The organism is Bacillus sp. bc15 (assembly GCF_900142585.1).
In the GTDB taxonomy this organism is placed as follows: Bacteria; Bacillota; Bacilli; order Bacillales; family Bacillaceae_G; genus Bacillus_A; species Bacillus_A cereus.
In genome coordinates this window covers 461,349-473,655 of the sequence record NZ_FRBJ01000001.1, presented here as the reverse complement: position 1 = coordinate 473,655, position 12,307 = coordinate 461,349, and the positions used below count along the sequence as shown (strand labels likewise).

The window sequence follows — 12,307 nt, the reverse complement described above, 5'->3', positions numbered from 1 at the left end:
CCCAATCCCCCTATTGTTTACGTTGGAAAGCAGCTATACAATCAAATTCTTCTTTCAAGCGATTGTAAAGTCGTTCATACATATAAAACATTTCTAAATATATAGCCGTATTTTCTTTATTCGGTACATGATGATGGACAATATCAATCCAATCCTTTACCTCTTCAAGAGAATCAATTTTTCCTACAGCATATAAAGCAACTGCCGCCGCCCCAAGCGCAGATGCTTCATGACTTTCAGGTACAAGCAATTCTTTTCCCATCATATCGGACAACATTTGTCTCCAAAATGCAGATTTTGCAAATCCTCCTGAAACTCGTATTTCAGTAAGTGGCCCTGTACAATCCCTGATTGCGAGTGCTACTGAATATACACTCATACAAACACCTTCCATCACTGCACGTATAAAATGTTCTCGTTTATGTTGAAGATTGATTCCAAAGAATGTACCACGAGCGTTTGCATTCCAGTAAGGTGCGCGTTCTCCAGATAAGAAAGGTAAGAACAATAGCCCATCCGCTCCAGCTGGTACGCTTTCTGCATATTTAATTAATAAATCATAAGGATCAATGCCGAGCTTTCTTGCTACTTCTTGCTCTGGACTACCAAATTCATCACGTAACCATCTCAGTAATATTCCGCCGTTATTCGTTGGACCACCGATTACCCAGTGCTCATCTGTTAATGCGTAACAAAACGTTCTCCCTTTCTCATCTGTATTTATATTTGATGAGATTGTTCGAACCGCACCACTCGTTCCAATCGTAATTGCAGCCGCACCCGGTGATATCGCACCAACTCCTACATTTGCAAGAACCCCATCACTTGCTCCGATGACAATTGGTGTTTCTGCACTTATCCCCATCTTCTGTGCTAATTCTGGCTTCATACCTGATAAAATATATGTAGTGGGTACAGGGGTTGATAATTGTTCTGGTGACATATGTAACATAGTCAAAACATCTTCATCCCAGTTTAATGTTTCTAATTTAAATAACCCTGTAGCAGAAGCAATCGAATAATCAACTACGTAGCGTGAAAATAATTGGTAAATCACATACTCTTTAATGGAAATGAATTTATAGGCACTTGTATATAACTCTGGTTCCTCTTCTTTCATCCATAACAATTTAGAAAGTGGTGACATCGGATGAATCGGTGTACCTGTACGTCTATAAATTTCATGCCCATTCATTTGTTGTAATAATTTTTCTGATTGCTTCGTACTTCGATTATCTGCCCAAATGATAGAACGCGTTAATGGCGCACCATTTTCATCTACTGCAATTAATGCGTGCATAGCTGTACTAATACCGATTGAAGAAATATCTTCTGGTAATACATTACCTTTTTCAATGGCAACGCTTACACTTTTGTATACAGCGGCACATATTACATCAGGATCTTGCTCAGCCCATCCTACATTCGGTTGAATAATTGGGTAATCGATTGCATGTGATGCAATGACTTTTCCTTTTTCTGTGAACACAACCGTTTTTGTACTTGTGGTACCGATATCAATCCCGATTACTCTCCCCCTTGTTTCCATGCGAATCTTCCCTTCATTTCTAGCAAAATACGATTTAGTAAACCGTTTACATGAATTATTATATAAAATATTTTTTATTTATCAAGTTATAAAAAGAAAATTTTTTTCACAACAAAAAGTAAATCCCCTCATTCCATTTCACTTATATACTAAATTTAGCTTTTCCGTGCGGTAAAATTACGTTATCTTCTTTACGCAATACACTCTTTCCTCTCATTAACAACACATACATAGTCCTCCATACGTTCTACTCATTTGCATGAAAAAGCGTTGAAAAGCAATATTCATTTTTAGGGATCACGTTACATAACCATCAAGCCAAGAAAAGTAACTACCCGCAGAATGAGAATTCTGTGCATTTTGCTCTTGTTTATTGTTTTAGATTCACTAGTCCTTTTATCTTGATAAACATAGAGCGCGGCCCCCCTGCTATCACTTTTTTATCTTGTAAATATATCTTACATACTATAAAATTTAATAGTATTTTTATTTTTCAGAAAAATAAAACAATAATATAGAATTTATTGTATAATGTTGTAAAAAGATGTCGGAGGGATTTAATGTTAAATAAAATATCTCAATTCACAATTAAGCTTTCATCAATTCTTTTATCACTCTTACTATTATTAAATTTACCTTATTTATTTATCACTCAACAAGGGTTTACCTTTCAACCAATTTATTTTTTTAATCAGATCGTTACCATGTTAAAACAGGTCTTCTCCCCTGAATCATTAGTGATTATAGGATCAGACCCGAAGTTTGGCCATTTCAAAAAAACACCATTATTTCCAACTGTTTTAGAACCTTACCTATATTCATTTACTATATTATTTTTAGCCTTTTTTCTTGCTCTCTTTCTATCATCTAGCATGGCATTTTTTTATTTTTTAGCGAAAGATTATATAAAAAAATGGATAAACCGAATTGTGTTCATATTAGAAGCTGTCCCTGATATGATGATGATGATTTGTTTGCAAATATTCTTCATATGGGTACTTCAAAAATTCGGGGAATCTCCTGTCACTATTATTTCTTTTAATGAAAATCGAGCTTATTTACTCCCTATTTTATCATTAGCTGTCTTACCTACATTACAAATGTTTCGGATGATGGTGTTATACATAAAAGAAGAAGAAGGAAAACATTACGTAGAGGTTGCATATGGAAAAGGTCTTTCATCAAGTTATATACTCTGCATTCATTTATTCAAAAATATATCTATCCACTTCTTTCACCATTTAAAAACGATTTTTGTTTTCTTACTTTCTAATTTATTCATTTTAGAATTTGTTTTTAATATGGAAGGCATTATTCAATTTCTATTTAATAAGGCGTTTGTTTCACCTCCCGCTGCATTTATCATACTTGTTATGATTATTTTACCGTTTTATGCCATTTTCCAAATAGTCTCATTCATGATGAATAGATGGAAAAAGCAATTGAAAGGAGTATCATTATGAAATCTATTTGGAAATCAAAACGCTTTTTAATCGGCTTTACTTATCTATTCATACTTATTTCAGCTAGTTTTATTTATAGTTGGTTCTTTAAAGATAACATCCCAAAACCTCCTCAGTTACTTTACAATGACAATAACGAATTACTTGGAAAGGCCCCCTTTCCGCCATCGTTAATTCCACCTTTTGGATCTGATCGTTTTGGAGAGTCTGTTTTCTTACAAATTGTAGAAGGAGCAAAATTCACTATTTTATTAGCCGTAGCAATTAGCTTCTTTCGAATTTTATGCGGAACATGTATAGGAATCCTCTTAAGTTTATATGCTCCAAAACTCAAGAGATTTTTCCAGTCATGCTCAGAAGTTTTTTATTATATTCCAACTCTATTTATCGCATTCATACTCATCACGCCCGTTAATATTATAATCACATCAAATGCTGATGGGGTAGATCCAAATATTTCATTTACGTTTTATCAAGTACTCGTACTTATTTTCGTCGCTCTGCCTACACTTTCTTTATACATATCCTCAGAGGTTGATGAATTTATGAAACAAGATTACATCTTAAGTTCACAATTACTGGGGGCTAGTCGTTTTCATATTATTAAAAAACACTTACGAGTCTTATTACTTGACCGCTTATTTGTATTATTTATGGAACATATCGTCCAAACACTCATACTCGTTATCCATTTAGCGTTGCTTAACATTGTAATTGGCGGCATACAAATGCGTGAACTCTATGACGGAGTGCTCAAACCTGTTTCTCTATCTAATGATTGGGCAGGTCTTATTGGATTAAATCGTAATGAAATGAATCTTTCATGGTGGATTATTTTTTATACTCTCGCTTCATTCTTTATTACGATTCTATTTATTAAGCTTATGACCATCGGGATTCAAGATGCACTGAAAGCAAGAGATTCGCAAATTGTAGCAATTCAAAACGTTCCAGATCATAAAAAATTTGTTAAACATAAAGATTCCTTTTCGTTTGCAAATAAAGTAAACCTTTAATCATTTCTCATTAATCAAGTATTAATTGGCATCGATATTAGTAGAAAATAAAGAAGATGATCCCTATTAAATACAGGGATCATCTTCTTATGCTGTTTAACTTTTTTACATGTCCTTTGCTAGACTCATGCTTTTTATATTTAAAGTGAATTATTTGCAATCACAATTATGTTTTTTAAAATCAATTACCATACGCCCTTGAATTCTACCTTGTTCCATTTCTTCGAATACATTTTGTACTTTATCTAGCGAACAAGTTTGAACAACCGGCACTACTTTTCCTTCTGCCCCAAACATAAACGCCTCTTCCAAATCTTTACGAGTACCCACTAGAGAACCAACTACTTCAATTCCATCCAGTACAAGTCGCGGGATGTTTAAGTCCATTGTTTCTACTGGTAGCCCTACTGCAACTACTTTACCGCAAGCACGTACTGCATCAACTGCTGAGTTAAAGGCTACTTTAGAGACTGCTGTTACTACCGCAGCATAAGCGCCACCAAGCTCCTCTTGAACAATTTTATCAGCAGGACCTTGAGAAATTGGATTGATAGTCATATCAGCACCAACTTCTTTCGCTAAGGCTAATTTGTCGTCATTAATGTCTACTGCGATTACCTTTGCACCAAATACATTTTTAGCATATTGGATAGCTAAGTTACCTAATCCACCGCAGCCATAGATTACAATAGGTTGACCAGGTTTAATATCTGATACTTTAATAGCTTTATATGTAGTTACACCAGCACATGTAATTGATGATGCTTGAGCAGGATCTAATCCTTCTGGTACTTTTACCGCATAATCAGCTGTAACGATACATTGTTCAGCCATACCACCATCTACTGAATAACCTGCGTTTTTAACTTCACGGCAAAATGTTTCTCTACCAGTTACGCAATATTCACAACGTCCACAAGATTGGAACATCCATGCAATACTTACACGGTCACCTATCTTTAGCGAATTAACATCATCAGCTATTTTCGTAACAATACCTACACCCTCATGACCAAGAATACGGCCATCAGTGTTACCAAAATCATGATTCGCAACGTGTAAATCAGTGTGGCAAACTCCACAATACTCTACATCTACTAACGCTTCGCCTAAGCGTAACGGACGTAATTCTTTTTCAATCACTTCGATGTTTGCTTTGCTGTTTTTATTAACCACTACTGCTTTCATATGTGATCTCCCCTTTAGTGTTTTAGCGTTTTAATGAGTTTATCTCACAACTACTTTCCTCACTACTTTGGCTAGTTATTGTACCAAATTTAAGTGTTCAATCATCTTTACATCTTCATCATAACATGACACTTCATAAACAATTTGTGAAATTATGAACAATATTTGAATTATTACACAAATCGGTCTTTATTTTAAATTTTTAAAAATGAGAGTTTATCACTGACTATAAGTAAGTCATACATTTCTAAAAGAAAATAAAGTAACAAACTTCTCATCGATAAAAAAGCTCTTCACTCAATATTTTCTATATTTAAACACTTAGTTTCACAGTAATAGCCTTTACCGCCAACATAAACTTTTTCTATTTTATTTTTGCTATTGGTTGCTAATTTAACTAATATTTCGGAAGGCGAGTGTAAAGAATAACCTTGTTCAAATACATAGACTTCTTTTTGCAAATAGTGCTGTTCATAAAGGTAGCAAGCTAATGCACCGTTTGAAGTTCCAGTCGCTGCTTCTTCATTAATGTCGTATAGTGGAGCAAAATTTCTGCATATAATTCGATTGTCATTAAAAGTATATAGATGCATCCCAACAACATTATAATACTTGCTGATTTCTTTAATTTTTTCAAAATTAGGTTGCAGTGCATGTAATTGTGTTTCGCTTTTTATAGGAATTAAAATATCTTTTAAGCCCGTGGAGACAATTTGGATTGGGTATTTATTGTCTATATCTTTAATGTCAAAACAGTCGGTGAACTCATTTGGAGATACAAAATCATAGAATATCGGTTTATTTTGTTCCATGAATATGATGTCATCTGTTATGGTAATAGTAAGAACACCGCTGTTCGTTTCAATCGTATAGCGATTCTTGAAAATTTTATTTAAATGCATCAGTATCGCGAAAGAGCCAATTGTGGCATGACCACATAAATCAACTTCTTCTTTTGGAGTAAAATACTCAAATTTATAATCAGCAATTTCAGATTCTGATATAAATGCGGTTTCCGCATAACCCAGTTGTTTCGCTATTGTCATTTTTTGAGTAGTGGTCAATGTATTTGTATTCTCAATAAATACCACTCCTGCTTTATTTCCGCCTTTATGACCCTTGCTAAATGCACTTGCAACATAAACGGATATTTTCATAAGACACCTTCCTCACTTATAGTAAATTATATATAGAAAGCACTACATATAAATACAATTAGATAAATTATCCATAAAATACGAGACAAACTATTTTTAGCATTTGAACTCTCCAAAAATAGTTTGTCTACAATCTGAAAGCTCTTCATTTGAAGAGCTTTTTTATATTCGCTTCATCGAAATCGTTTCACGTATACTTTGTAAATTTTTTAGTGTTTCTTCTTGTCGCTGCAACGACAACCCTACATACAAAGTATCTAATAAGCTTAACTGTGCTAATCGTGATGAACTTGCTTCTGTACGGAATTCAGTCTCACGTGTTGATGTATATAACGTTATATCAGCAAGCTGACTTAATGCTGATTTCTTATAGCTCGTAATCGCAATAATTTTGGCCCCTCTTGCTTTCGCTACTTCTAACGCTTCAAGTAACCCTTTATTGCTACCAGAATGAGAAATGCCAATAACAACTGAATTTTCCGAGAGTAAACCTGCTCCCATAATTTGAAAATGCGAATCAGTATGAGCGATACAAGAAATACCCGTTCTCATAAACTTATGATACGCATCCATCGCAATAATACCAGAGCCACCATTTCCATAAAACTCAATTCGCCTTGCTTCTTGCAAAGCTCGTACAGCCTGCTCAAGTGCTGTTTCATTTAGCAAATGTAAAGTATCTTGCAGTCCTGTAATATGCGAATGAAAAACTTTTTTAGCAACAGTTACCATACTATCTTCTGCTGATACCTCTTCATGAATATTTTGCATCGGTGTATGTACAATTTCACGAGCTAATGTAATCTTTAAATCTTGAAAACCTTGCAAACCAAGGTGTTTACATAAGCGGAATATCGTCGCTTCGGAACTACTCGTAACTTCAGCTAATTCTGTAATAGATTTATGTACAACATCTTGTGGATGTTTCAAAATATGTTCGGCAATACTTCGCAATTTCGGTGATAAACCATTTAACGAAGCCTGAATCTTTCCAATCCCACTTCTTGTACCAGGCATAGCATATCCTCCCCTTCCATCGTAGCTTTATCCTGTAAAAACCGATTAGTTGAACTAATCATCAGTGGGGATGGTCCTCCACTGATTAGAGTTTCACTTTATTGTACCTAATTATCGAAAGAAGAAAAACCTATATTAGGGATTACTATAATTTTTAATTGCTCCTATGTATTCTGTCATACGATATAACAGAATTATTCATGCTTATGAATAATTCTCTCCATGTTTCACTGCGTATAATGCGGCTTGCGTACGATCATCCACTTCCAATTTAGCTAAAACGTTTGAAACGTGTGTTTTCACAGTTTGTTCTGTAATATGAAGTTCTGCTGCAATCTCCTTGTTGCTTCTTCCTTTCGCAATTTCGCGAAGTACCTCTTGCTCTCTTTTCGTTAACATTGAAAAAGGATTTTCTACTTCCTTCTTTACTGCAGAACGCCCCATTAATGCAGGTGTTACTTTCGGGTGAAAATTCGCATTTCCTTGATGTACTGCAATAATAGAAGCGACAAGTTGCTCAGGTTGTACTTCTTTTAATTGATAACCATCTGCTCCAGCTTCAAGTGCTGGTATAACATAATCTTGCTCTGAAAAACTACTTAATATAAGTACCTTTATTGTCTCATCATATTGCTTTAGACGTTTTGTTGCCTCAATTCCATCCATTTTCGGCATCGATACATCCATTAGTACGACATCTGGTCTTTCTTTTTGCACGAAATGTAATGCCTCTTCGCCATTTTCCGCTTCCCCAATAATTTCAAATTCTTCTCTCGTTTTCAAAAAGAATACAAGTCCTCTTCGAACGATATGATGATCCTCAACTAGTAGCAGTTTAATCTTCAACCTTATTCTCCCCTTCAAATCGGCAATTGAATTTCTATTTTTGTACCCTTTTTCAGCTCTGTTATAATTTGAAACGATCCCTTCATTAACTGAATACGTTCCTCCATACTTTTCAGGCCAAGTGCTGATTCCCTTACCTGTTCTTGTATAAATCCTATTCCATTGTCTTCTATGTAAAAATGTAACTGGTTATTTTCTATTTTCAAAAGAATATGTACCTTTTCACACGAAGCATGCTTTTTACAATTATGTAGCGCCTCTTGGCTAATACGCCATAAAACTTCTTCTATTTCATCCCCCATTGAAACCATCCCATCAATTCGAACTTCCACTTGAACTCCTAATAACTTCCCGTAATTTTGAATTGCTTCTGCTAATCCTTTCTCCAATCCTTCAGGTCTTAATTGCCAAATTAATAGCGTCATCTCTTGTAATGCTTCTTGTGATAATTCCCCAATATAACTTAACATCTCTTGCAATTCTCTATCTTGTGTCATATTCAGAGTACCTTTCGCTGTTAGCATAATAGAAAATAACAATTGTTTTACTGAATCATGTAAATCACGTGCAAGTCGATTTCTTTCCGCTACCACTACATATTTACGTTCTTTCTCAACTAATTGAATACGTTGTATTGTCGTTCCAATTTGAAATGCAATTGATTCTAATAATGCTAACTCTTCCTCAGAAAAATGAGTCTTATGAGGTGCAGCCACATTTAGTAGACCAAATTTTTCTGATCCAGACCTAAGCGGAATTGTCGCATGATGTGTAACATCTTCTGTCTCTCCCCAATTACATTCAATTGCATCTTCTATTCGCTTACATTCAATAATATTAGTCGCTTTTTCCAATCTCCCATTTACAAAACGTTCTACACACCAACAGTTTCCTTCACACATCGGCTTCTTCTTTTGCCACGTAAGAGCCTCTGGTAAATTTTCGTCTACAAGCATACTGTGCTTTCCACTTTCATCAATAAAGAATATCCACCCTGTTTGTAAATTCATTACTTGTAACAATGTATGCAACACTTTTTCTAACATATCCTGTAAGTTTGTTGCTTCATTTAATAATTCAGCAATTTCTTTTAATGCTTCTAAACGACGCATCTCTTTTTCTTCAAAGTTCATTCTCATCACCAACTACAATTATAACATTAAGAAATTTCTAAATTCTATAAATAAAAAAAGAACCGAATTCCTTCAGCCCTTTCTTTATATCAATCATTTTATTATTGTTATTCTATCCAATGTTGGAAGCAGAATTTTTGTTAACAAACGATTCTACTTTAGCTGTCCGATAAAGATTGTCCACCATGGATATGCTGTAAACCTTCAGTAGTAACAACCATATTCGCTGCTGGCATTTGCACTTGATTCTTATGGAACATAGACATTAATTCAAATCTTACTTGTCTAGAAGTTTCAAAATAATCTTCTGGCTTTATTAAACCTGTAATACAAAATTCATAGCCAACATATTTCAAGTTAGGATTTAAGTCTGTAACACCAACGTATTTAAATGGTTCAACAGCCTCATCCTCTACTCTATAAAGAGTTTGATTCAATTTTTCATTGCATATAACACATACTTCTTCTAACAATTCCTTCACTCTTGTTGGATCTTCCTGATAACTTACCGTGATGCGTTCAATTACACGCATCCATCCTTTATTAAAATTTTGTATCGTTCTAATCTCTCCGTGCGGGATGGTAAGTAGTTTTCCTGACCATTCACGAATTTGCATAAAACGAATACTAATCTCTTCAATAGTTCCTGAATTTGTTCCGTTAAAAGTTACAAAATCACCAACTCGAAACTCTTTGTCCGCTAATCTTGCAAAACCTAATATAACATCTTTTAGCATCTGTTGTGCAGCAAAACCGATGACAACTCCAGCTATCCCTGCACCTGCAATAATACTTTTTATATCTACAAATTGGCTAATTAAATATATGATAAGACTGATGATAATGATATATCTAAAAATAGATCGAATTACACTTTGAATTGTCTGCTCTACCTCTTCATCAAAAAAGCTTGATTTCCTAAAAAACCAATCAATAATACGGTTTATTACAAAAGAAATAATGATTAAAACTAAAGCAAATAGTAAAAATCTTAAAAGTAAAAACTCTCTTACATAATTAAAAAATTCTTCCGTATACGTTAATAAGCTCATTTAACCACTTCCTTACTAATTAAAAAATTCATAATCGCCTAAGTTTGTTCCAGAAAAATCTATTATCCTAATCTAAAATGCCGCTACCCTTACTATGTATTTTGACTCTATTACTAATTCACTTTAAACAGTATGTCTAGCTGTTCTTTTTCCTTTCCCTTTAAATATACCCTTTTTAATAACCTAAGGGGGAGCAAATCGTGAAATTTTTTTATACGTTAAAACTTTATTCATCTCATTACGATTTCAACTCATTTATTCATTAACTACGTAAAAAAAGAGCTGAATTTATCAGCTCTTTTATTCGATATTAATTGTTGTCTTACTACTTTTTTCTTCTTTCAATTTTGGCAATTCAATTGTCAGTACGCCATCTTTATAATTTGCTCTAACATTTTCTTCCTCAACTTGTTTAAAACTAAAGCGTCGAGTTACAGAACCTATAGAACGTTCTTTACGAATATATGTGCCATTCTCATTTTTTTCTTCTACTTCATTATGATTAGTTGCTTGAATCGTTAATACATCTTGTTCAAAATCAACTTGAATGTTTTCTTTTTGAAAACCTGGTAAATCTGCTTTCACAGTATATTTATCAGATTGCTCATGAACATCTACTTTAAAAGTATCCATGTTCAGTGGCTTAAAGAAAGCATCTGTCATCCCTTCTAATAAAGAAGGCCCAAAATCAAAAATACCATTTTGACGTTTTGTTATCTCTGGAAATAAATTACGCATATTTTTTCCTCCTTATTATTTATGAATGAAAGATTATCTCTTTCTGCCTTTATTATAACATTTGGTCAAAAAAGGTCAAAGTTTTTGTTTGACCTTTTTTGATGTATATTTTACCAAATAAAACACATGAGATATTTGACATCTCTTACATTTATAAAGATGAATATATTTATATAATAACGAATAGTTTATATGCTCTTATTTTTCCTTAATGAGGTTACCTACAATGGGGTATATCGAAGAAATTAGAGAAGTTGTCGGATCAAGACCACTCAATTTATTAGGCGTTGCGGTAGCTGTTTTCAATGAACAAGGACAAATAAAAGAGACCTTTTTTAAAGGCCTCTTTTTTCACTTCACTTCTGCATGTAGGCATGACTTAAAATGTCCAAGTGCATATTCATGCCCTTGTGCATTAAAAGATGCAACCGCCTTTTCAAAAACTACAATTTTAAACCCTTTATTATAAGCATCTACTGCTGTATGAAGAACACAAATATCAGTACAAACACCTACAAGATGAACTTCTGCTATTCCTCTTTCTCTTAGCTTCATCTCTAAGTCTGTTCCTGCAAATGCACTATACCGTGTTTTATCCATGTAATATACATTCTCTGCATTTTTATATGTTTCGTACACATCTTGTAATTCACCAAACAAATCTCTTCCATTTGTACCAGCTATATTATGAGGCGGGAATAACTTTGATTCTGGATGATATACATCATTTTCTTCATGTTTATCAATAGCAAAGACAACGTAATCTCCATTTTCAATATATTGCTTCGTTATATGTACAATTTCCTTCTCAATTTCCTGTCCTGGTTTTCCGCAAGTTAAAGCACCTTTTTCCGCTACAAAATCATATGTATAATCAATATTAATAAGAGCTCGTTTCATAACTACTATCTCTCCTTCTTCTGTTTCACAGTAAACAATAGAAAATTTGTTATTACGACATCGTATGTACTATTCGACATTTCAAATGAAATACCTACATTTTTCTTGTAAAACTTACCTTAATTCGAGTTTATCATAAAGTGAAACTTTAATCATTGGAGAGTTTGTTCATCTCCAATGATTATCAGCCCTCATCAATCGTGCATTTACAGGCAGCTGATCTCCCACCTAATCTCCTCACCTATACC

The 12,307-nt window shown here is 33.9% G+C and carries 11 protein-coding genes and 1 pseudogene; 3 read left to right on the top strand and 9 right to left on the bottom strand.

Annotated elements, in window-relative coordinates; genetic code table 11:
- Positions 1-10 precede the first annotated feature (10 nt).
- A complete protein-coding gene (gntK, locus tag BUA87_RS02460; protein WP_000449995.1) occupies positions 11-1,549 on the bottom strand; it encodes a gluconokinase in 1,539 nt (512 codons plus the stop codon).
- Positions 1,550-2,109: 560 nt separating this feature from the next.
- Between gntK and BUA87_RS02455 the strand changes: the two genes are divergently transcribed.
- On the top strand, positions 2,110-3,012 hold the full coding sequence (locus BUA87_RS02455; RefSeq protein WP_000932680.1) for an ABC transporter permease subunit: 903 nt from the start codon (positions 2,110-2,112) through the stop codon (positions 3,010-3,012).
- Positions 3,009-4,028 carry an ABC transporter permease gene (locus BUA87_RS02450; RefSeq protein ID WP_000836572.1) on the top strand — a complete coding sequence of 340 codons (1,020 nt, stop codon included), beginning with the start codon at positions 3,009-3,011 and terminating at the stop codon, positions 4,026-4,028. Before BUA87_RS02455 ends, BUA87_RS02450 begins: the two co-directional genes overlap by 4 nt.
- 150 nt (positions 4,029-4,178) lie before the next feature.
- Here BUA87_RS02450 and adhP read toward each other — a convergent pair whose 3' ends face one another.
- The 7 genes from adhP to BUA87_RS02415 form a co-directional block, all read right to left on the bottom strand.
- On the bottom strand, positions 4,179-5,216 hold the full coding sequence (gene adhP, locus BUA87_RS02445) for an alcohol dehydrogenase AdhP (RefSeq protein WP_071714350.1): 1,038 nt from the start codon (positions 5,214-5,216) through the stop codon (positions 4,179-4,181).
- Between the two features lie 293 nt (positions 5,217-5,509).
- Positions 5,510-6,373: a PhzF family phenazine biosynthesis protein gene (locus tag BUA87_RS02440; protein WP_072938320.1), complete on the bottom strand. Its 864-nt coding sequence runs from the start codon at positions 6,371-6,373 to the stop codon at positions 5,510-5,512.
- Positions 6,374-6,535: 162 nt separating this feature from the next.
- The gene (locus BUA87_RS02435) at positions 6,536-7,390 is read right to left on the bottom strand and encodes a MurR/RpiR family transcriptional regulator (protein ID WP_001119651.1); all 855 of its coding nucleotides are present in this window, start codon (positions 7,388-7,390) and stop codon (positions 6,536-6,538) included.
- A gap of 204 nt (positions 7,391-7,594) precedes the next feature.
- Complete coding sequence (gene casR / locus BUA87_RS02430) at positions 7,595-8,236, bottom strand: two-component system response regulator CasR (RefSeq protein ID WP_000694629.1); 642 nt, start codon at positions 8,234-8,236, stop codon at positions 7,595-7,597.
- 14 nt (positions 8,237-8,250) lie between these two features.
- On the bottom strand, positions 8,251-9,348 hold the full coding sequence (gene casK, locus BUA87_RS02425; protein ID WP_170857911.1) for a two-component system sensor histidine kinase CasK: 1,098 nt from the start codon (positions 9,346-9,348) through the stop codon (positions 8,251-8,253).
- Between the two features lie 179 nt (positions 9,349-9,527).
- Positions 9,528-10,421, bottom strand: coding sequence for a mechanosensitive ion channel family protein (locus tag BUA87_RS02420; protein WP_000055434.1), 894 nt, complete (start codon positions 10,419-10,421; stop codon positions 9,528-9,530).
- 300 nt (positions 10,422-10,721) lie between these two features.
- The gene (locus tag BUA87_RS02415; protein WP_001245053.1) at positions 10,722-11,159 is read right to left on the bottom strand and encodes an Hsp20/alpha crystallin family protein; all 438 of its coding nucleotides are present in this window, start codon (positions 11,157-11,159) and stop codon (positions 10,722-10,724) included.
- Positions 11,160-11,385: 226 nt separating this feature from the next.
- Between BUA87_RS02415 and BUA87_RS31590 the strand changes: the two are divergent.
- Positions 11,386-11,481 (top strand): annotated as a pseudogene (locus tag BUA87_RS31590) (DNA mismatch repair protein MutT); the annotation flags it as partial.
- A gap of 29 nt (positions 11,482-11,510) precedes the next feature.
- On the opposite strand, the gene BUA87_RS02405 reads toward BUA87_RS31590, so the two are convergent.
- Positions 11,511-12,059, bottom strand: a complete 549-nt coding sequence (locus BUA87_RS02405; RefSeq protein WP_000816757.1) for a cysteine hydrolase family protein — start codon at positions 12,057-12,059, stop codon at positions 11,511-11,513.
- Positions 12,060-12,307 lie beyond the last annotated feature (248 nt).